Genomic DNA, 21,383 nt, shown 5'->3' on the forward strand with positions numbered 1-21,383 from the left:
GTCGCCACGCGTGGGCCGCCCACACCTGGAGATCGACGATGAAGAAGATGATGGCGGCCGTATCGGCCGCGAGCGCCATGGGTTTCGGCCTGCCGGCCCACGCGCAAAGCACCGTGACGCTGTACGGCCTGATCGACGAAGGCATCAATTTCACAAGCAACGCGGGCGGCAGCACGGCTTACCAGATGATCAGCGGCGATACCGTCGGCAGCAACTGGGGGTTGAAAGGTACCGAAGACCTCGGCGGCGGCCTGAGGGCGCTGTTCCAGCTCGAAAACGGCTTCAGCGCGAGTACGGGCGCGCTCGGCGTGACGTCCCGGATGTTCGGCAGGCAGGCTTATGTCGGACTCGATTCCGACCGGTTCGGCACGCTTACGCTCGGCCGCCAGTACGACCCCACGCTTGACATGTGGAGCCCGTTCACGGCCACCGGAAACTGGCTCGGCGACTTCGGCGCGCACCCGTACGACAACGACAACGCCGACTGGGACTACCGCATCCAGAACAGCGTCAAATACGTGTCGCCCGCGTATGCCGGCTTCAAGGGCGAAGTGCTCTACGGCCTCTCGAACCAGGCGGGCGGCTTCGCGCGAAACCGCGTCTACAGCGCGGCCGTGCAGTACCAGATGGGCGCGTTCTCTGCCGCCGTCGCCTACCTGAAGGCAAACAACGGCGGCGCGACCGCGGGCGGCGCGCTGTCGAGCGACGACACGGTATTCAGCGGCCGCTCGCAGCAGAACATCGATGCCGGCGCGTCATACAAGTTCAGCGACAAGTTCACGCTCTCCGCCGCGTATTCGCACGTCGACGTGACCAACCCCGAATCGAATCTCTACTTCGCGAACCCGCCTGCGGCAGGCACGCAGAACGCGTGGAAATTCGACAACTTCGAGGTCAACGGCCAGTATTTCTTCCGGCCTGACTTCTGGCTCGGTGCCGCCTATGCATTCACGCATGCGCATGTCGCCACGACGGCCGGCGACGCATCGCCGAGCTGGCACCAGCTGTCGATGATGCTCGACTACGACCTCAGCAAGCGGACCTCGACCTACCTCCAGGCTGCATACCAGCATGCAACCGGCAACACCGGTACCGACTTCGACTATGCGCACGTGCTCGGCACGGCCGGGCAGTCGTCGGGCCGCAACCAGCTGGCGCTGCGGATCGGGATGATGCATCGGTTCTGAGCGCGGCGACCCGCGGGCCGGGTTGCCGCACGCGGCAACCCGTGCTTTCCCGTGCGGTCAGAACTGATGCCGCACCCCGACGCGCACCGCGGTCTGCGACGTGCCCGCCGCCGCTGCGCCGAGCGCGGCCTCGACCTGGGCACCGTAAGCACTGTCGTGCCCGCGCGCGACCACCGCGTACAGCCCCGTGCGCTTCGACAGCGAATAGTCGGCGCTCAGGGTGATCTGGTTGGCCGAGCCGATGTCCCCGCCGCGCTGCTGGTACTGAAAACCGCCGCCGAACTGCAACGAGGGCGCGACCGAATAGGTCAACCCGGCGTCGTAGGTGGTGGCGCGCAACGGCGCGGCGGCGCTGATCCGTACGTCCGACACCATGCCGAAGACGCGGAACGGCCCGACGTTGTAGCCGGCCCCGCCCGAGAAGTTGCGCAGATTGCCGCCGGCCGTCACGTCGTGCTGGCCGAAATAGGCGAGCGCTGCGCTGAACGCGCCTTGCGTGTAGGACAGCATCGCGCTTTGCACGCTGCTGCGCGCGACCGTGCCGGGCACGTTGCCGAACCCCCACATGCCGCCGAACGCGACACCGCCGAACGTCGGACTCACGTACTTCACCGCGTTGTTCACCTGCACACCCCACACGCGGTTGTCGAGCGCGCCGCCCGCCGACGCGTTCGCCGGCAAGCCCCACGCGAGCAGCCCGGCCGGCGTGTTCGCGCCGATCGCGAACGACGGCATGAGATCGCCGACGAAATCGAACTGCCGCCCGAGCGTCACGGTGCCCCAGTCGCCGCCGAGCCCGACGTACGCTTGCGAACTGAACGCGGAGCCCGGCACGGTCAACGTGCCGTCCGATGTCTGGAACTGGCTTTCGAGCCGGAATACTGCGAAGTTGCCGCCGCCGAGGTCTTCCCTGCCCGTCAGGCCCCACACGTCGTTGCGCGACACGCCCGCCTGGAGCGCGAGCTGGCGGCCGCCGCGCGGCGCGGAAGCGACATCGCTCGTATAGGTGATGCCGGTGTCGAGCGAACCGTAGAGCGTCACGCTCGACTGCGCGAACACCGGCGAAACCGCACCGCAGCCGCACAGCGCCACCATCTTCAACCACGTTCCCATCTTCTTCTCCTCATCGAATATTCATGCATCGCGTCCGCGACGCCGGATCGCACGCAGGCCGTGTCGAGTTGCGTTATCTACATCGTCAACATAGGATTCCATATTGATTCGACGCGACGCGATCACAGGACGATCAGCGGCATGTGTCACGCGCCTTCCTTGATGCGGGTCCGGTTGCCGCCGCCACGACTTAAGTTAGACTACGGCCCTGCCGTCGCCGATGTGTCGCGTCACCCGCGACCGCGGCGCGGCGCGAGCCGTTTCCGATTCTCCCGTTCCATTGCCGCAAGCCGCCTGATTTCCGGATCACGTCATGTCGAGCCTCACCAAAATGCTGTCCATCCTAGACGTCTTCTCTTCGTCCGCGACGTCGATGACCGCCGAGGAAATCGCCGAACACATGGGCTTTTCACGCACCACGTGTTATCGCTACGTGAAGGAACTGGCTTCCGTCGGCCTGCTCGTCGGCACCAACGGCCGCTATACGCTGGGCCCGCGCATCATCCATCTCGACTACAACATGCGGCAGTCGGACCCGACGCTCACCGCCGCGAAGCCCGTCATCCAGAAACTGGTCCAGGTCACCGGCGGCGATGCGCTCGTGTCGACGCTGTTCGACGAACAGATCATCAACGTCATGCACGAAACCGGTGCCGAGAACCTGCAGCTCGGTTTCGGCCGCGGCCGCATCATGCCGCTGTTCCAGGGCGCATCGTCGAAAGTGATCGTGGCCGCGATGTCGCGCGCGCGCCTGAAACGGCTGCACGAACGGCACAACGCCGCGTTCGGCGAGTTCGCGGCCGACTGGACACAGTTCTGGCGGCACTGCCAGCAGATCGTCGAGACCGGCTACTGGATCTCGCGCGGCGAACTCGACGCCGGTTTCGTCGGCATCGCCGCCCCGATCCGCACCGCCAGCAGCGGCGAGATCAACAGCAGCCTGTCGCTGGTCTTTCGCGCCGAGCACTTCGCGCTGTTCGACGAGCACGTGCTCGGCAAGCTGCTGATCGACGCTACCGCGCAGATCGGCGAAGCCACCTGACGGCTGGCGCGACGCCGCGCGCGGGCGCCGGCGTGCGCACCGTCAGTTCAGTTGCGTGATGAATTTGGTGACCAGATAACCGTCGAAGGTCTCCGTGCCTCCCTCGCTGCCGAAGCCGCTGTCCTTCACGCCGCCGAACGGGATCTCCGCCGGCCCCATGCCGAAGTGATTGATGTTGACCATGCCGGCTTCGAGCGCGCGGCCGATGCGGTGCGCGTTGCGTACCGATGTCGTGAATGCGTACGACGCCAGGCCGAACGGCAAACGATTGGCTTCGGCGAGCGCATCGTCGAGTGCCTCGAACGGCACGATCCCGACGATCGGGCCGAACGGCTCGTCATTCATCAGGCGCGCCTCGCGCGGCGGTGCCACGACGACCGTCGGCGCGAAGTAATGGCCGCCCCCCGGCAAACGCGTGCCGCCCGCGACGATCGCCGCGCCGTTCGCCTTCGCGTCGGCGACGAACGCGTCGATCTCCGACACGCGCCGCGCATGCGCGAGCGGCCCCATCGTGACACCCTCCTCCAGTCCGTAGCCGACGCGGATCTTGCCGACCGCTTCCAGATACGCGGCAACGAAGCGGTCGAACACCGCGCGTTGCACGAAGAACCGCGTCGGCGACACGCACACCTGCCCGGCATTGCGAAACTTGTACGCGGCCAGCATCGCCGCGGCGCGCTCGATCTCGGCATCCGCGCAGACGATCACCGGCGCGTGTCCGCCCAGCTCCATCGTCATGCGCTTCATGTGCGCCGCGGCGAGCGCCGCCAGCCGCTTGCCGACCGGCACCGAACCGGTGAACGAGATCTTGCGCACCTGCGGCGCCTCGATCAGTTGCGTCGACACGTCGCCCGGCACACCCCACACGATGTTCAGGCAGCCCGGCGGCAACCCCGCATCGTGGAAGAGGTGCGCGAGCGCGACGAGCGCGCTCGGCGATTCCTCGGGCCCTTTCAGCACCAGCGTGCACCCCGACGCAAGCGCGGCCGCGATCTTGTGCATCGCCTGGCTGAACGGAAAATTCCACGGCGAAAACGCCGCGCACACGCCGATCGGCTCCCGCAGCACCGTCTGCATCACGTCCGGCGAACGCGCGGGCACGACGCGGCCGTAGGTGCGACGCCCCTCCTCCGCGTGCCACTCGAGCTGTTCCGCGGACGATACGACCTCCGCGACCGCCTCGCGAAGCGGCTTGCCCTGGTCCATCGTGATGTGGCGGCCGATGGACTCGGCGCGCTCGCGCACGAGCGAAGCGGCGCGCCGCAGGATGTCCGAGCGCACGAGCGGCGACTCGCGGCGCCATGCCGCGAACGCGCGATGCGCGGCATGCACGGCGGCGTCGATATCGGCCCGCGTCGCATGCGGCAGGTCGCCGAGCACGCGGCCGTTGCCTGGATCGATGACGGGCTGCGTGCGCCGGCCGTCGGCCGGCAGGAACCGTCCATCGACATACAGACGAAGCGGCGGGTAATCGGCGCACGCATCAGGCACCATGCGCGAAGTCAGCGGCGTAAACGGAATCAAGACGGTACCCTCGGTTGAAAGTGCGCGGTTGGCGCGGACGGTGCGACGGTCGTGTCACGCCGCCTGTTGCGGCGCTTGCAGCAAGCCGCCGATTTCCTGCCGGAGAATCTGGTTTTCCTGCCTGACGAGCAGATGCCGGACTTTGCCGCGGAACGTCCCGAACTCGGGATCGGCCATCAGCGCGGCCCGGCGCCGCGCACGCGTGTCGAGCGAATCGAATGCCCACAGATAGACGAGCTGGTTCAGCGGCCCGACTTCCGTCGCGAAACAGCCGATCATCGTGCCGAGTGCCCGCTCCTGCGCGGCGCGCCCGCATTCCGCATACAGCCGCAGATATTCGGCGACGCCGCCCGGCACCAGCGTATAGGTGCGTTGCTCAACAAACATGCGCTTCCTCCCGTTGTCGCGGCGCGAACGCCTGAAAGGCCGCGGTCGCGCGGGCCATCCCCACGGCGTCCGTCTGCGCCGCCACGTAGCGATCGGGGCGCACCACCACCAGCGGGCCGGCATGCCGGTCGAACCATGCCGCCAGCGCGTTGTCGACGTCCTCGACGCAGGCGCTGCCGTGCACGCTGGTCACGCGCCGGGCGCGACTCGTCCCGCTGCGCGAACGGCTGACCTGCACGAAGGTCGCGCCGAGCGACGTCCAGTACGCACGATCGTCGTCACTCAGGCACGCTAGCGGATCGCACTGCCAGCCGACGATCGAGAACCACGGGCCCAGCACGTCGTCGAGTTTGCGGCGCAAGCCATCGGCCGTTTCGACGTCGGGCTGCACGATCATCCTGCCGACCGCATCCGAGCCGCCCGGCAGCACGATGCCGCGCGTGTAGCTCGGCATCGGCTTGAACCGCATCTGCAGGATGTAGTCCTTCAGCCCCGGTGCAAAGCGGACGAGCCCGAGGACGCGATCGCGCAGAAACGCGACGAGCCGGTTGGTCGGCATCAGCATCGCGCCGAAGGTGTCCGCGAGGTCGATCATCGCCTTCGCGTGATCGCGCCGCTCGGATTCGTACGTCGAGATCACGCCGGGATGCAACGCGCCACGGACGATGCCGGCCAGCTTCCACGCGAGGTTGCCCACGTCGCGCAGGCCCGCGTTCAGGCCCTGGCCGATCCACGGCGGACTCAGGTGCGCGGCATCGCCGACGAACGCCACGCGACCGATGACGAAACGCTCGGCCACGCGCGAATGGTGCGTGTAGGTGCGCGCCCGCACGATCTCGACGCGATCGATGTCGTCGACGTACGGCGCGATCAGCGCGCGAATCGAGTCGGGCTGGGCGATCGCCGCTTCGTCCTCGTGCGGAAACACGAGAAATTCCCAGCGCCGGAAATCGAACGGCAGATAGATGCAGACGTTCGGGCGGCGCGGGTCGCAGTTCAGCGCCGTGCAAGGCTGGTCGAGGCCGGCGTTCTTCACATCGACCACGACCCACTTGATCGGATGCGTCGTGCCGGCGAGCGTGACGCCGAGCAGCTCGCGCATCGGGCTGCGTCCGCCGTCGGCCGCGACCACGTAGTCGGCCTGGAGCGCATACTGCCGGCCGTCCTCGCGGCGCACCTGCAACGTGACGCCTCCGTCGTCCTGTTCCACATCCACCACTTCCTCGCTGGTTCGCAGCGACACGTGCGGATAGCGGGCCAGCCCGGCACGCAGCGTTCGTTCGGCCAGTTGCTGCATGAAGATGTTGCGCCGCCACCAGCCGAATTCGCGGATCGACGGGCGGATATCGGCAAAGCATTCACCGTTCGCCTTGAACATGCGCAGCGGCACGTTCTGGATGATGTCGCGGCTCAGTTCGTCGGCGAGCCCCGCTGTCTGAAACATCCGCAACGCTTCGTCGTCGATGCCGACCGCGCGCGGAAATTCGACGACGTCCGCCGCCTTCTCGACGATCACCGTCGCGATGCCGTAGAGGCCGAGCAGATTCGCCATCGCCACGCCGTTCGGCCCGGCGCCGACGATCGCGACCGATGTCCGCTCCGGATTGTTCGCCTTCATGCGTCGGCTCCCGTCCGCCATGCCGGATCGTCGAGACCATCGAGCCATGATCGCAGCGCACGATTGAATGCATCGGGCTGGTCGTCATGTACGTAATGCGTCGCGCCAGGCAGGTCGATACGCTCGATTTCCGCATTGGCGGCCGCCATTTCGGCCGCCACCTCCGCGGACAGGAAGTCCGACGCGCTGCCGCGCAACAGCAGGGTGGGCACGTGCAGGTTGAGGACGAGCGGCCACAGATGGACGAGCTGCTCCGGCGTCGCGGCCAGCCGGGCCGCCGCAATCCCGGCGGCGTCGTGCCGCCACACGATCCGTCCGTGTGCGTCCTCCTTCAGCGAGTGCGCGACGCGCGAATCGAGCGCGGATTCCGCGATGTTCGGTCGCTGATGCCGCCAGAATGCGCGCGCGTCGTCCCACGACGCGAACGCGTCCGGCGTTTCCTTCAGCTCGCGCTTGATGCGCTCGGAACCTTGCGAGCCGGCCGACGCGCCCGGGCCCATGTCCTCGATCACGAGACCGGCAAGCCGGTCCGGATTCGATGCCGCGTAGACGAACGCATTGGCGCCGCCCATCGAATGCCCGGCCAGCACGAATCGTCGCAGGTCGAGCGCGCGTACCAGCGCATCGAGATCGCGCACGTAGGCCGCCGCGTGATAGTCCCGCCGAGGATCCCAGTCGCTCAGCCCGCGCCCGCGCTGATCGAGCGCGACGACCCGGTAGCGGTCGGCCAGCGCGTCGGCAACGGGCTCCCACGTCCGCGCGTAGCTGCGCAAGCCGTGCAGCATCACCACGGCCGGCGCATCGTCGCGACCCCAGCTCACGTAGTGCAGCCGCAACCCGTCGCTCTCGACCCATTCATCCTTGACGGACACCGTATTCATCATTCGCTCTCCGGCAGCCCCTGCTTTCACACCAGGCCATCGCGACCGACGATCTCGCTCGCCTTCAGCCCGCCGAGCCGCGCATGCAGGCGGCCGCGCGTCGCGAACGCGAAGATCACCAGTACTTCGTCGTCGTTGGGCGCGTCGGGAAACAGGCACGTCACCGTGTCGTAGTGCGAGCGCACGTAGAGCGCATCCTTGTGCGCGAGCGGCACGTCGATCACCGTGTTGATCGGGCCGCGCTTGCCGCTCGACGGCACCCACGATTTGCCGCCGCCCAATGCCGCACGGATCGGCTCCGCGAAGATCGACGTGAGGAACGCGTTGCCGTGTTCGTATTCGCCCGCCGAGCCGACCAGGCACGCCTTGCCGTAGCTCTCGATCGCGCGGCCCGCCGCGAACGACTCGATGCGTCGCGCGAATTCCTGCCCGAGCGCCGGCGACGGGCGTACGAGATCGTCAAGATTTTCGCTGTACCGCCCCGCATACGGGTTGTGCACGGCCGCGGCGATCACGATCTTGCGCAGCGGTTCGCCGTCCGCGAGCTGGCCGGTCTCGTTCGCGAGCGAATCCTCGATCTGCGTATACCACTTGCGGATATGAAAGCCCTCGAAATTGGCTATCTTGCTCATCAGTAATCCTCTATAAAGTATCGATGGTGTCGGAATGGATGGCGGGCACGTCAGTCGAACAGCGGCTCGAGCTGAAAGGGATCGCTGGGCGCGTTGTACCGGTGCAGCACGCGCTTGCCTTCCTCGTCGTCCGTGACGGTTTCGCAAAAGAATTCGAGCCGGTTGCCGTCCGGGTCCGAAAAATACACGCCGATTCCGACCTTGTGATCGGTGATCTTCACGATCGGCACGTCGCGACGGATCAGCATCCCGTACAGCCGGCGCAGCTCGGTCAGGCCGCCCGCGATTTCGAGGCCGTAGTGCTGCAGGCCGATCGTGCCGAGTTCCGCATCGGACGCCGCGCGAATCAGCGCGATGTCATGGTGTTTCTGGCCGAACGACATGAACACCCACTGCTCGCCGCGAGCGGTTTCCGTCATGCCGAGCACGTCGGCATACCAGATGCTCGAGCGCACCGGATCGCGCACGAACAGCGACAGGTGCGTGCGCTGCACACGCGGTACCGGCAGCGGCAGCCCGCTTTCGTTCGCGTGCGCCGCCCGTTGCTGGAGGTCAGGCTGGGTCATCGCTCGCTCCGCTCAATGCGTCGACTGCGCGTGGGCGACGAGCGGCGCTTCGAACGGCGTCCACGCCACGGCCGTGATCTCGCTGAAATCGCGCCATTCCTTGGTCCAGCTCCGGCCGCCGTCGTGCGAACGGAACAGGTGCCCGTACTTGGTCCCCGCATAGACGAGCCCGGGCCGCGCCGCATGGACGCCGAATGCCCAGAACGTCGAATTCGGCGGTGTGTGCAGATCCGTCTCGTGCCATGCACGGCCGCGATCGGGCGAGCGGTAGATACGGCTGCGCGTGCCCGGCGTGCCGTCGCCGATCGCCATCAGCAGGTCGCCGCCGGGCGCCGCCAGCGGGACGACCGTGCGCGTGTAGTACAGCCCGTCGAAGCGGTCGCGCGACAGCTTGCCGTCCCAGGTCAGGCCGTCGTCGTCGCTCACGTGCACCGCGTTCACTGTCAGCAGCACCGTGGTCTTCGGCTGGTGCGGCCCGGCGGGCAGCACGGCGATCGCATGAATGTCGCTGTTGCGGATCGTCGTGCCGGGGCCGTCCACGCGCGTCCAGGTCGCACCGGCGTCGCGGCTGCGCCATGCGCCGCCTTCCTCCACGCCGTACCACACGTTGCGGCTGTCTTCCGGGTCCACGCAGATCGTCAGCAGCCGCGGACGATTGACGCCTGAACAGAACTCCGGAAACTCGGGAGCCGTTCGCGCCCAGGTCAGCCCCGCGTCGCTCGACTTGTAAAGCGCGGCACGCGACGGCGCGCCGGTGCCCGCATACAGCACGGCCGGATTCGCCGGATCAATCGCGATGGACCAGACTGTCTGCCCGTTCAGCAGGTTCTCGGGGCGAAACCAGTGCGCGCCGCCATCCTCGCTGATGCACAGCCCCGAATCGGCGCCGGCATACACGCGCGACGGCGTCGCGGGGTCCACCGCGAGCGCGCGAACGATGCCGTCGAACTCGATGGGCTCGTCCAGCCCGAGACGATGCCAGGTCTTGCCGTCGTCGTTCGAGCGCAGGATGCCTTGTCCCGCGGTGGCGACCAGTACGGTTGCGGTCATGCGATGCTCCTTGTGTCAGAGAAAAATGCCGCGCGTGAGCCCACCGTCGCAGCCGATCGACTCGCCGGTGATCGAGCCGGACTTCGGTGACGCGAGAAACGCCACGATCCATCCCATTTCTTCCGGCTGCAGCACGCGCCGGATCGGCGTGACCTTCACGTAGTTGGCCTCGACCTCCGCGGCCGTCAGCCCCTGCTTCTGCGCTTCCTTCTCGTAGAGCTCGTGAATGTGCGGCGTCTCGACGACGCCCGGGTGAATCGTGTTGACCGTGATGCCAAACGGGCCGAGCTGGTCGGACAGCGTCTTGGTCAGGTGCACGATCGCGACGTTGCGCATGCCGGACAGCTGCTTGCTGCCGCGGCCGGTGAGCCCGCCGATATTGACGATCCGGCCGAAACCATGGCGCCGCATGTAGGGCGCGGCCGCCTTCGCGCAACGCAGGTAGCCGACGACCTTGATGTCGATGTCCTGGAGCAGCCCCTGCGGATCCGCGTGCTCCAGCTCCGCGCGCACGAGGCCGCCCGGATGCGCAGCGCCGTTCAGCAGGATGTCGAGCCGGCCGAAACGTTCGACGCTCGTCGCCATCGCCGCTTCGATGGACGCCATGTCGGTCGTGTCAAGCGTGACGGGCAGGATCGCGCCGGCCGCGTCGCCCAGCGGCGCGAGCGTCGCGCGAATCTCTGCGGCGGCGGCCTCGAGGTGTTCGAGGCGTCGCGCGGCAATGGCGACGTTGACGCCTTCGCGGGCCAGTTCGAGCGCGACCGCCTTGCCGATGCCCATGCTGCCGCCGGTGATGAATGCGGCTTTTCCGTGGAGTTGCAGGTCCATAACGATGAAAGATCAGAGTCGGGATTGAAGAAATCTGCGGGTAGCGCGATCAGGGCAGGCACATTTCGATGAGCCGCGGCCCGTCGGAGTGCGCGAGCGCGACGTCGAGCGCTTGGGACAGCGCCTGCACGGTATTCGCGCGCTCGGCCGGTACGCCGTAGCCGCGCGACAGCGCGAGCCAGTCGATCGGCGGATCGTCGAGCAACGTAAGGCGGCTCGCGTGCGGCGTGTCGGCCGGCAGGCCGCCGCGTGCGAGCTCGGTCTGCAGGATGCCGTAGCGCCGGTTCGAGGCGATCAGCATGACGATCGGCAGACGCTCGCGCGCCATCGTCCACAATGCCTGGATCGTGTACTGCGCGCTGCCGTCGGACTGCAGCGCGAACACGCGGCGCTCAGGGCACGCGACGGCGGCGCCGAGCGCCACCGGCAAGCCCTGGCCGATCGCGCCGCCCGTGTTCGTGAGGATCGTGTGACGGCGCGCGCGCGCCGACGCGGTCACGAACGGATAACCGCACGTGCCTCCTTCGATCGACACGATCGCGTCGTCGGGCAGCGCATTCGCCAGCACGCGGCCGACGGTCTGCGGCGTCAGCGGCCCGTCCTCCACGCGCCAGCGTTCGATACGCACCCCATCGTCGTTCGTTGCCGCGCCGATGCGATCGGCCAGCGCCTCCAGCGCGTCGTCCGCCGCATCGGCTGGTGTTGCCAGCGTCACGATGTCCTCGGGCCGCGCGAGTTCGCCCGGAATGCCCTCGTAGCCGAAGTAGGTGACGGGCGCGAGCGCGCCGGCCAGCACCACGCGCCGACCGGCCAGCGCGGCGAGCGCCGGTTCGGGAAAATAAGGCAGGCGGTCGATGTCCGGCAGACCGCCGCCGCGCTCCGCCCGCGCAGGAAAAGTCTCGCTGAAGCAGGTCGCACCGGTGGCCGCCGCGATGCGCGCTGCCGCCCGCTGCCCACGTGCCGACAGCGCGCGGGCGCCCATCAGCAGGACAGCGCGATGACCGCTGAGCAGCAGGTCGGCCACCTGTTCGACCCGAGCGGCATCGAACGTCACCGCGGCCGGGCGCACGATGGCGGGCCACGCCGCACTGCGCACCCGGGCCGATTGGAGATCGACTGGAAGCACGAGCGTCGCGACGCCACGCCGCGTGCCCATCGCGGCGGAAATCGCGTCGGCCGTATCCGTCGCGAGATCGGCGTCGCGCGCCACGCTGCGATACCACACCGACACCGGACGGGCGAGCGATTCGATGTCCGACGTCAGCGGTGCGTCGTACTTCAGATGCTCTCGCGTGTGATCGCCGACGATGTTCAGGATCGGCGTGCGGGCGCGGCGCGCATTGTGCAGGTTGGCAATGCCGTTCGCGTGGCCGGGGCCGAGATGCAGCAGCGTCATCGCGGGCTTGCCGGTCATGCGGCCATAGCCGTCCGCGGCGCCCGTGCACACGCCCTCGAACAGCCCGAGGATCGAGCGCATGCCCGCCACGGTATCGAGCGCACCGACGAACGGCATCTCGGTCGTGCCTGGATTGGCAAAACAGACGTCGACACCGGCGTCGCGCGCCGTGGTGAGCACGACGCTCGCCCCGCTTCTTGCTTCGGTATCGCTGCCCAACTGTGGGATGTTCATGCGGCTGCTCGACGGGTTTGGCTAAGGTGTTTTTTACTGTAATCCCTAATTACGGGATTTGTCAAACACAACCACATCCCCCCTCGGCAGCAGAATAACCAAGAATGCCGATAAATTGCCAGATTCCGGGTGACAACGTCTCGCCAGAAAGACAATGCAATGTTATTCATTTACCACATTTCGGGATTTCACCAAACATAAGGAGGGGTATGCAGCAAGTCGGCGCCCGTGCCTCGCACCGCGACAAACCTGCTCGAGAGCGCCGACGGTCAGGGCCAGTACGCGCTGGACTCGCTCGGGTCCGGCACGAATTGGAAAGCGCTCGTTGGCTGTCCAGGGATCGCTTTTGTCAGTCGGTCAAGAATCGCCTGAAGGGCGTGACGACGAGCCGACTGCAGTCGGCGCTGAGCCCGCGACCCTGGATCATTTACCGCGTGAACCGCGGCGCGCTCGATTCAGAGAAAGGACCCGGCTGCGAAGCCGGTGTGAAATGGACCGGCACGCGGCAGCTCGCGACCGTGGCGACAGATGCCACCGACCGTCGTACCGACCAGCCGGTTGGTGCGCAGGCCGGCCGCATAACGGGAGTTCAGTCGAAGCCGCAGGCGCTTGGCGGGCGCGGTTAAGCCATTGGACCATCCCAGAGCCTACCCCTCACCGCGAACACTAAAAAGACACTAAAAAGTTGCGGTTCGTGCGGGATTTCTGCGGAAATGGACGGACCACCAATTCCCCGAAAACCCTTGTCCGACGGGGCTCTGACGGATTTCAGCGGACCCGGCCGGAACACCCGAAAAATAATCACAATTCCTTTAACTTTCCGTGAGGACTTCGACACCGGCCGCTGTCTACGATAGGCGCATGTTTTCAGGACCTGCTTCCAGGAGCCCATCATGCCCACCCGCAGACATCTGCTGCTGTTCGCCGGCGCCACCGGCCTCGCCACGCTCGCGGCGCTGTCGTCGGCCGGCCGCCGCGCACTGGTCGGCCGCGCATTCGCCGCGTCGGCGGCTGCGCCGAAGGTGGCCGCGCCATACGAGGTCACCCTCAGCGACGCCGAATGGCATCGCCGGCTCACGCCCGCCCAGTACGCGATCCTGCGCGACGCCGGCACCGAGCGGCCGTTCAGCAGCCCGCTGAACGACGAGCACCGCGCCGGCACGTTCGCGTGCGCGGGCTGCGGCCTCGCGCTGTTCTCGTCGGCCACCAAGTTCGACAGCCACACGGGCTGGCCGAGCTTCTGGAAGCCGCTCGACCACGCGGTCGCGACCGACGCCGACACGTCGTTCGGGATGGTCCGCACCGAAGTGCACTGCCGCCGCTGCGGCGGCCATCTCGGCCACGTGTTCGACGACGGCCCGCCGCCCACCGGCCTGCGCTACTGCATGAACGGGCTCGCACTCGCCTTCCACCCGGCCGCCGCCTGATCCGGCCCCACTCCCGACCGACTGGAGAACGCATCATGCTGCTCATCGTCCTCGCCTATCTCGGCGGCGTGCTCACGATCCTGAGCCCGTGCATCCTGCCCGTGCTGCCGTTCGTGTTCGCGCGCGCCGACCAGCCGTTCGTGCGCACCGGCCTGCCGCTGCTGGCCGGCATGGCGCTCACGTTCGCCGTCGTCGCGACGCTCGCCGCCGTCGGCGGTGGCTGGGTCGCGCAGGCCAACCAGGCCGGCCGCTGGGCCGCCATCGTGCTGCTCGCGGTATTCGGCCTGGCGCTGCTGATGCCGCGCCTCGCCGAACACCTGACGCGCCCGCTCGTCGCCGCAGGCAACCGTCTCACCGGCCTCGCGCAGCGCGACGGCCGCCCGGCCGGCCCGCTGTCGTCGCTGCTGCTCGGCGTCGCCACCGGCCTGCTGTGGGCACCGTGCGCCGGCCCGATCCTCGGGCTCGTGCTGACCGGCGCCGCGCTGCGCGGCGCGAGCGTCGGCACCACGCTGCTGCTCGTGGCGTACGCGGCCGGCGCGGCGACGTCGCTCGGCGTCGCGCTCGTGATCGGCGGCAAGGTGTTCGCCGCGATGAAGCGCTCGCTCGGCGCGGGCGAATGGATCAAGCGCGGGATCGGCGCCGCGCTGCTGGCGGGCGTCGCCGCGATCGCGCTCGGCCTCGATACGGGGGCGCTCGCGCAGCTGTCGACCGTCACGACGGGCGGCCTCGAGGCGAAGCTCGTCGACCGGCTCGGCGGGCGCTCGAACGGCGCGCCGGCGGCGATGGCCGCGACGGGCTCGCCGGCGGACGGCCCGGCAGACCGCACCGCGAACGGTTCGGGCGACGCGATGATGGCCGCCACGGCCGATGCCGCGCAGCCCGGCGGCGCGATGATGCGCGCGGCCGAGGTCACGCCCGCGCCGCTGGCGCCGGCCGCGCTGCCCGTCGAAGGCACGCTGCCGTCGCTCGACGGCGCCGTGCAGTGGCTGAATTCGCCTCCGTTGACCGCGGCCGGCCTGCACGGCAAGGTCGTGCTCGTCGACTTCTGGACCTATTCGTGCATCAACTGCCTGCGCACGCTGCCGTACACCACGGCCTGGGCACACAAGTACGCGCCGTACGGTCTCGTCGTGATCGGCGTGCACGCACCGGAGTTCGCGTTCGAGCGCGACATCGGCAACGTGAAGAAGGCCGTGCACGACCTCGGCATCGACTTCCCTGTCGCGATCGACAACCACTACACGATCTGGCGCGCGTTCAGCAACGAATACTGGCCCGCGCACTACTTCGTCGACGCGCAGGGACGCGTGCGCCGCCATCACTTCGGCGAAGGCGAATATGCGCAGTCGGAACGCGCGATCCAGTCGCTGCTCGCCGAAGCCGGCCACCCGGAAGCGCTTAACGTGCCGCTCGGGCTCGCCGGCGCGCCCGCGAAAGGCGCGCTCGCGGCGGCCGACAGTGCCGACGTCCGCTCGCCCGAAACCTATGTCGGCTATGCACGCGCGGACGACTTCACGTCCCCGGGCGGCGTGGTGCGCGACACGGCACACCGCTACGACGCGCCCGCGCACCCCGACCTGAACGACTGGGGCCTCGCGGGCACCTGGCAGGTCGGCGCCGAGCGCGCGTCGCTCGCCGCGCCGTCCGGCCGGATCGTCTACCGCTTCCATGCGCGCGACCTGCACCTCGTGCTCGGCCCGGGTGCGAACGGCAAGCCGGTGCGCTTTCGCGTGACGCTCGACGGCGCGGCCCCCGGTGCCGCACACGGCGCCGACGTCGACGCGCAGGGCTACGGCACGGTCACCGGGCAGCGCCTGTACCAGCTCGTCCGCCAGCCCGGCGCGATCGCCGATCGCACGTTCGCGATCGAGTTTCTCGATCCGGGTGTCGATGCGTACGCATTCACGTTCGGTTGAACGCATGCCAGGCCGACACCCGACCGCCGTCTTCCCCAACGCATTCCGAAGGAGCCAACGATGAACCCGACACCCACCCGCGCTGCGACGCCGAGACGGCGCACAGCGATGCTGCGCCGCATCGGCGCCCTCGCCGTCGCGGCCGCCGCCGTGTTCGGCTACCAGCGCATCGTCAACTCCGCCGAGCCGATGCGCACCGTGCCCGCGCCGACGCTCGACGAAACGCCCGGCGCATCGCACGACGAGACGGCCGTGCTTGCCGGCGGCTGTTTCTGGGGCGTGCAGGGCGTGTTCGAGCACGTGAAGGGCGTGAAGCAGGTCACGGCCGGCTATGCGGGCGGCGCGTCCGAAACCGCGCACTATGCACTCGTCGGGTCCGGGCTGACGGGGCACGCGGAATCGGTACGCATCGTCTACGACCCGACACAGATCACCTACGGCCGGCTGCTGCAGGTGTTCTTCTCGGTCGCGCACGATCCGACCCAGCTCAACCGGCAGGGCCCCGACGAAGGGTCGCAGTACCGGTCGGCGATCTTCCCGACCACCGCGCAGCAACGCGCGGTCGCGACCGCGTACATCGCGCAGCTCGGCACCGCGCACGCGTTTCCGGCGCCGGTCGTCACGCGCATCGAGGCCTACAAGGGGTTCTACCCGGCCGAGGCCTATCACCAGAACTACCTCGAACAGCATCCCGACGCGCCGTACATCGCGTTCAACGACCTGCCGAAGGTCGCCGGGCTGAAACACTACTTCCCGGCGCTGTACCGCGCCGATCCGGTCCTGTGGCGCGACGCCCGCTCGTGACCGGCAACCGGCCGCGTGACGGGCTGCGGCCCGTCGTGCGGCCGAGGCCGGGCGGCCTCGCATGCCGCCCCTGCCGCCCGTGCCGCGGATTGCGCCGCATCAAACAATCCGCACCCGCCGTGCCGGGGCAAACCCGCATCGCGTCCGCCATGCGATGCAACTTCGCGTAGACTTCTCCCAAGCCACGCCGCTTGTTGCGGCGTCCGGACCTTCCGTCCAGCCAGGAGGCGTCACGCATGCGCGCAGTGCCTTTGTCTGACAGCAGCACCCTCGAAGAACCGTCCACCGGCGCGGTCGTGCGCGACCTGCGCCGCGTGCCCATCCATCCCGATCACTGGTATCCGCTCGCGTGGTCGCGCGAGCTGAAGCGCGGCAAGACGCTCGGCGTGCGCTTCGCCGGCGATCCGATCGTGCTCGTGCGCACCGAATCCGGCGCTGTGCATGCGCTCGAAGATCGTTGCGCGCACCGCCAGGTGCCGCTGCATGCGGGCGTCGTGAGCGGCGAAACGCTGCGCTGCTGCTACCACGGCTGGACCTACGCGTGCGACAGCGGCCGCTGCGTCGACGTGCCCTACCTCGGCCGCGAGCGTTTGCCCAATGGCGTGCGCGCCTATCCGTGCCGCGAGGCGCACGGAGTGATCTTCGTGTTCCCCGGCGACGCAACGCTCGCCGACGAACGCCCGTTCCCCGCGCTCGACTCGGCGGACGACCCTGCATTCAAGACGCGCCGCTTCGGCCGCGAGGTCAAGTGCCACTACTCTTTCATGCACGAGAACCTGATGGACATGAACCATCAGTTCCTGCATCGCAAGCAGATGGGGCAGATGCGGGCGCGCGCACTCGGCCGGCGCCGCGGCGACGACTGGGTCGAGGTCGATTACACGTTCGCGCGGATGGAAGGCAAGCAGCCGGTCGGCGAGGCGCTCGTGTTCGGCTCGAGCAAGAAGCCCGGCGACCAGGCCGACAAGAGCGTGATGACGGTGCGCACCGGCTACCCGTACCAGACGCTGCAGATCCGCTCGAGCGAAGGCACGCTCGTGATGGACCTGTGGATCGTCTACGTGCCGCTCGATGCGGAGCAGCGCACCAATCGCACGTTCGGACTGCTGTCGATCCACAAGCCCGGCATTCCGTTCGCGCTCGATCTCGCGTGGCCGCTGCTCGTCTGGTTCACCGAGCGGATCTTCCGCGAGGATCGCTGGATCGTCGAGCGCGAGCAGGAAGCGCACGACCGGCAGGGCGCCGACTGGAACCACGAAGTGTTTCCGGTCATCAACGAACTGCGCGACCTGCTGCGCCAGTGCGGCGCGCGCACCGTGATCCCGATCCGCGACGCGCGCGACGCACGCGACGGCGCGTGATGCGTGCCGCGGCGTGCTCCGCTAAAGGCTGAACGCGCCGGGCAGCAACGCGCGGGCCGTCGTAATCTCGACGGCCCCTTTCAGGTTGGCCAGGATCACTTCGATATCGGGCCGGCCGATCTCGATGATCACCTGGCGGCACGCGCCGCACGGCGCGATCGGGCCGTCGGTGTCGCCGATCACCGCGAGCCGCGTGAAGTCGCCCGGACGATAGCCGGCGGCGATCGCCGCGAACATCGCCGTGCGTTCCGCGCAATTGCACAGTCCGTACGACGCGTTCTCGACGTTGCAGCCGTGAAAAACCGTTCCGTCGCGCGCCTGCAGCGCAGCGCCGACCTTGAAGCGCGAATACGGCGCATACGCGCGTTCGCGCGCCGCCCTGGCCTGTTCGATCAGTTCGTCTCGTTCCATCTCGATGGTGCCTCCAGTCGTGTGCGGGGATGCCTCGACACGACACATCCCGGCCGGCACGATACACCCGTCATGTGAAGCGGGCGCCGATACCCGCGCGTTCCGCCGCGCCGGCATCGGCGCCCGGTCAGCCGATCTGCGCGTAAATGGTCGGCGGCGCCTCGCCCGTTTCGCCCGCCTCGTCCAGCAAGTAGCTTTGCCGCACCTCGTCCACCGCACGTGCGGCGGCCGCGTCGTCGCGGGCATGCACGTAGCCGAGCGGCTGGCCGGCTTCGACACGCTGCCCGATCTCCGCGAGCGCCGTCAGGCCGACACGGTAGTCGATCGCATCCTCCGCGCGCGTGCGGCCGCCGCCGAGCGCGACGACCGCGAGCCCGAGTGCGCGGCAATCGACCCGCTGCACCACACCGCTCGCGGGCGACGGAACCGGCACGATCACATCCGCCCGCGCAAGATGACGCGCGGGTGCGTCGATCAGGTCCACCGGGCCGCCGAGCGCAGCCACCATTCTCGCGAAGCGCTCCGCCGCCGCGCCCGAGTCGAGCGCCCGCTGCAACATCGTGCGCGCCTGTGCGACATCGCTCGCCAGCCCGCCGGTGACGAGCAACTGCGCCGACAGCGCCATCGTGACGTCATGCAGGCGCGCCGGTCGCGACTGGCCCGTCAGGTAATCGATCGCACACGCGACTTCGAGCGCATTGCCCGCGCACGGCGCAAGCGACTGGTTCATGTCGGTCAGGATCGCGGTCGTCTTCATGCCCGCGCCGTTGCCGACGTCGACGATGCTGCGTGCCAGTTCGGCCGATTTCTCGGCAGTCGGCATGAACGCACCGGAGCCGACCTTGACGTCCATCACGAGCCCGTCGAGCCCCGCCGCGAGCTTCTTCGACAGGATCGACGCGGTGATCATCGCGACCGACTCGACGGTCGCCGTCACGTCGCGAATCGCATAAATGCGCTTGTCCGCCGGCGCGAGCCGCGCGGTCTGCCCGATGATCGCGACGCCGACGTCGCGCACCGTGCGGCGAAACGCGTCCGTGTCCGGTGTCACGTCATAGCCGGGGATCGCACTGAGCTTGTCGAGCGTGCCGCCCGTGTGGCCGAGCCCGCGCCCCGAGATCATCGGCACGTAGCCGCCGCATGCGGCCACCATCGGCCCGAGCATCAGCGACACGACATCGCCGACGCCGCCCGTCGAATGCTTGTCGATCACCGGCCCGCCGAGATCGAGCGCGCGCCAGTCGAGCACGTCGCCCGAGTCGCGCTGCGCGATCGTCAGCGCGACGCGCTCATCGGTGCTCAGGTCGTTGAAGTACACGGCCATCGCGAACGCCGCCACCTGGCCCTCGGTCACGCTGCCATCGGTCACGCCGCGCACGAACGCGGCGATCTCGTCGCGATCGAGCGGCTGCCGGTCGCGCTTGCGGCGAATGAACTCCTGCGGCAGAAACATCGTTGCGTCTCCTCGATTGCTCAGTGCAGCGAAAAGAACAGGCCCGCGATCGCCGCGCTCATCAGGTTCGACAGCGTCGCGGCCGTCAGCGCACGCAAGCCGTGCCGCGCGACTTCCGAGCGGCGCTCGGGCGCGACCGCGCTGAAGCCGCCCGCGAGAATGGCGATCGACGAGAAGTTCGCGAAACCGCACAGCGCGAACGACACGATCGCGAGCGTCTTCGGGTCGAGCACCTGCAGGCCGGCCGCCGCGACGTGCTCGCCGCCCTTCAGATACGGCGACAGGTCGCCGTACGCGACGAATTCATTGAAGATCAGTTTCTCGCCGATGAAGTTGCCGGCCAGTGCCGCGTCGTGCCACGGCACGCCGATGATCCACGCCAGCGGCGCGAACAGGTGGCCGATGATGCCCAGCAGCGTCACCTGCGGAAAGCCCGCGAACGCGGCCACGCCGCCGACGATGAGGTTCATCAGCGCGATGAGCCCCACGAACGCGATGAGCATCGCGCCGACGTTGATCGCGATCCGCAGGCCGACCGACGCGCCGGATGCCGCCGCCTCGATCACGTTGGCGGCCCGCTTGTCGTCGAAATCGAGCCCGTCGACCACGACGCGGCTCGGCTCGACGGTCGGAAACAGCAGCTTGCCGAACAGCAGCCCGCCCGGCACCGCCATGAACGATGCGGCGAGCAGGTACTCCATCTTCACGCCGAGGCCGGCATAGCCGACCAGCACCGAGCCCGCGACCGACGCCATGCCGCTCGCCATCACCGTGAAGATCTCGGCGCCCGTCATGTGCCGCACGAACGGCTTCACGAGCGCGGGCATCTCGCTCTGCCCGAGAAAGATCGTCGCGACGGCCGAGCACGCCTCGATGCGGCTCACGCCGAGCACTTTCGCGAGCCCCGCGCCGAGGATCGCGACGATCCACTTCATCACGCCGACGTAGTAGAGCACCGCGATCAGCGCGGTGACGAAGATGATCATCGGCAGCACGCGCAGGCCGAACACAAACCCGCCGTCGCCGAACAGCTGGAACATCCGGGCGTCGACCAGCCCGCCAAAGACGAACGCGATGCCGTGATTGCCCATGTCGAGCACGCGATTGACACCGTTCGCGGCCGCCGCCAGCGCCACGCGGCCCGACGGCACGAACAGCACCAGCGCGCCGATCGCGAACTGCGTGAGCAGCGCGGCGATCAGGGTCCGGCCGCTCACCGCACGCCGGTTGTTCGACAGCAGATAGGCTACCAGCAGCAGGAACAGCATGCCCAGGAGACTGCGCAGAATATCCACCTTGTGCTCCTTTCTCTCTATGTTTATTGGACTGCTCGGCAGGCGGCCCGGCCCGGCACGCGCGTGTAACGCCGTCGGTGGATATTACTCGCCGTCATGCATGACGACAACGCCAACAAAAAGGCATGCTACGTGCGGTTTCGTTTGCGTCGCCGATTTACTCAGTTTTTCTATTTACATGCAAGTTGAACGGACGCGACGACGTTCGATCGATCCCATATATTGAAAGAATCGAGTGGAGGCCGGAAATAGACGGGG

At 68.1% G+C, this 21,383-nt stretch carries 19 protein-coding genes; 6 read left to right on the top strand and 13 right to left on the bottom strand.

Annotation, left to right across the window (positions count from 1 at the left end):
- The first annotated feature begins 38 nt into the window (after positions 1–38).
- Positions 39–1,187, top strand: coding sequence for a porin (locus ACV22W_RS25005; RefSeq protein ID WP_448022303.1), 1,149 nt, complete (start codon positions 39–41; stop codon positions 1,185–1,187).
- Positions 1,188–1,244: 57 nt separating this feature from the next.
- On the opposite strand, the gene ACV22W_RS25010 is transcribed toward ACV22W_RS25005, so the two are convergent.
- A complete protein-coding gene (locus ACV22W_RS25010) occupies positions 1,245–2,300 on the bottom strand; it encodes a porin (protein ID WP_448022304.1) in 1,056 nt (351 codons plus the stop codon).
- A gap of 313 nt (positions 2,301–2,613) precedes the next feature.
- On the opposite strand from ACV22W_RS25010, the gene ACV22W_RS25015 reads away from it, so the two are divergent.
- On the top strand, positions 2,614–3,342 hold the full coding sequence (locus ACV22W_RS25015; RefSeq protein ID WP_048027892.1) for an IclR family transcriptional regulator: 729 nt from the start codon (positions 2,614–2,616) through the stop codon (positions 3,340–3,342).
- Between the two features lie 42 nt (positions 3,343–3,384).
- Here ACV22W_RS25015 and ACV22W_RS25020 read toward each other — a convergent pair whose 3' ends face one another.
- From ACV22W_RS25020 to ACV22W_RS25060, 9 genes are all read right to left on the bottom strand, one after another.
- The gene (locus ACV22W_RS25020; RefSeq protein ID WP_448022328.1) at positions 3,385–4,836 is read right to left on the bottom strand and encodes an NAD-dependent succinate-semialdehyde dehydrogenase; all 1,452 of its coding nucleotides are present in this window, start codon (positions 4,834–4,836) and stop codon (positions 3,385–3,387) included.
- An 84-nt stretch (positions 4,837–4,920) separates the two neighbouring features.
- Positions 4,921–5,253, bottom strand: a complete 333-nt coding sequence (locus tag ACV22W_RS25025; RefSeq protein WP_034191827.1) for an NIPSNAP family protein — start codon at positions 5,251–5,253, stop codon at positions 4,921–4,923.
- Positions 5,243–6,871, bottom strand: a complete 1,629-nt coding sequence (locus tag ACV22W_RS25030) for a bifunctional 3-(3-hydroxy-phenyl)propionate/3-hydroxycinnamic acid hydroxylase (protein ID WP_448022305.1) — start codon at positions 6,869–6,871, stop codon at positions 5,243–5,245. The genes ACV22W_RS25025 and ACV22W_RS25030 overlap by 11 nt, the downstream gene beginning before the upstream one ends.
- Positions 6,868–7,752, bottom strand: coding sequence for an alpha/beta fold hydrolase (locus tag ACV22W_RS25035; RefSeq protein ID WP_448022306.1), 885 nt, complete (start codon positions 7,750–7,752; stop codon positions 6,868–6,870). Before ACV22W_RS25035 ends, ACV22W_RS25030 begins: the two co-directional genes overlap by 4 nt.
- Before the next feature lie 26 nt (positions 7,753–7,778).
- The gene (locus ACV22W_RS25040; protein ID WP_448022307.1) at positions 7,779–8,384 is read right to left on the bottom strand and encodes an amino acid synthesis family protein; all 606 of its coding nucleotides are present in this window, start codon (positions 8,382–8,384) and stop codon (positions 7,779–7,781) included.
- A gap of 50 nt (positions 8,385–8,434) precedes the next feature.
- The gene (locus ACV22W_RS25045; protein ID WP_059495588.1) at positions 8,435–8,950 is read right to left on the bottom strand and encodes a VOC family protein; all 516 of its coding nucleotides are present in this window, start codon (positions 8,948–8,950) and stop codon (positions 8,435–8,437) included.
- A 12-nt stretch (positions 8,951–8,962) separates the two neighbouring features.
- Entirely contained in the window at positions 8,963–10,000 is a 1,038-nt protein-coding gene (locus ACV22W_RS25050) for a WD40/YVTN/BNR-like repeat-containing protein (RefSeq protein WP_448022308.1), read from the bottom strand.
- 15 nt (positions 10,001–10,015) lie between these two features.
- Entirely contained in the window at positions 10,016–10,828 is an 813-nt protein-coding gene (locus tag ACV22W_RS25055) for an SDR family NAD(P)-dependent oxidoreductase (RefSeq protein WP_448022309.1), read from the bottom strand.
- 49 nt (positions 10,829–10,877) lie between these two features.
- Positions 10,878–12,458 (bottom strand): acetolactate synthase large subunit, encoded by a 1,581-nt coding sequence (locus ACV22W_RS25060; protein ID WP_448022310.1) that lies wholly within the window; start codon positions 12,456–12,458, stop codon positions 10,878–10,880.
- Between the two features lie 893 nt (positions 12,459–13,351).
- On the opposite strand from ACV22W_RS25060, the gene msrB reads away from it, so the two are divergent.
- The 4 genes from msrB to ACV22W_RS25080 all read left to right on the top strand — a co-directional run bounded on the left by msrB (position 13,352) and on the right by ACV22W_RS25080 (position 17,966).
- On the top strand, positions 13,352–13,885 hold the full coding sequence (msrB, locus tag ACV22W_RS25065; protein ID WP_448022311.1) for a peptide-methionine (R)-S-oxide reductase MsrB: 534 nt from the start codon (positions 13,352–13,354) through the stop codon (positions 13,883–13,885).
- 35 nt (positions 13,886–13,920) lie between these two features.
- Complete coding sequence (locus ACV22W_RS25070; protein ID WP_448022312.1) at positions 13,921–15,801, top strand: cytochrome c biogenesis protein DipZ; 1,881 nt, start codon at positions 13,921–13,923, stop codon at positions 15,799–15,801.
- 60 nt (positions 15,802–15,861) lie between these two features.
- Positions 15,862–16,605: a peptide-methionine (S)-S-oxide reductase MsrA gene (msrA, locus tag ACV22W_RS25075; RefSeq protein WP_448022313.1), complete on the top strand. Its 744-nt coding sequence runs from the start codon at positions 15,862–15,864 to the stop codon at positions 16,603–16,605.
- A 236-nt stretch (positions 16,606–16,841) separates the two neighbouring features.
- Positions 16,842–17,966: a Rieske 2Fe-2S domain-containing protein gene (locus tag ACV22W_RS25080; protein ID WP_448022314.1), complete on the top strand. Its 1,125-nt coding sequence runs from the start codon at positions 16,842–16,844 to the stop codon at positions 17,964–17,966.
- Positions 17,967–17,987: 21 nt separating this feature from the next.
- Here the strand turns inward: ACV22W_RS25080 and ACV22W_RS25085 are convergent, their stop codons facing one another.
- The 3 genes from ACV22W_RS25085 to ACV22W_RS25095 form a co-directional block, all read right to left on the bottom strand.
- Entirely contained in the window at positions 17,988–18,377 is a 390-nt protein-coding gene (locus ACV22W_RS25085) for a cytidine deaminase (RefSeq protein ID WP_059534451.1), read from the bottom strand.
- Positions 18,378–18,504: 127 nt separating this feature from the next.
- Positions 18,505–19,830, bottom strand: coding sequence for a thymidine phosphorylase (deoA, locus tag ACV22W_RS25090; protein ID WP_448022315.1), 1,326 nt, complete (start codon positions 19,828–19,830; stop codon positions 18,505–18,507).
- A gap of 20 nt (positions 19,831–19,850) precedes the next feature.
- Positions 19,851–21,125 carry a NupC/NupG family nucleoside CNT transporter gene (locus tag ACV22W_RS25095; protein ID WP_448022316.1) on the bottom strand — a complete coding sequence of 425 codons (1,275 nt, stop codon included), beginning with the start codon at positions 21,123–21,125 and terminating at the stop codon, positions 19,851–19,853.
- Positions 21,126–21,383 lie beyond the last annotated feature (258 nt).

The organism is Burkholderia sp. AW49-1 (assembly GCF_053427845.1).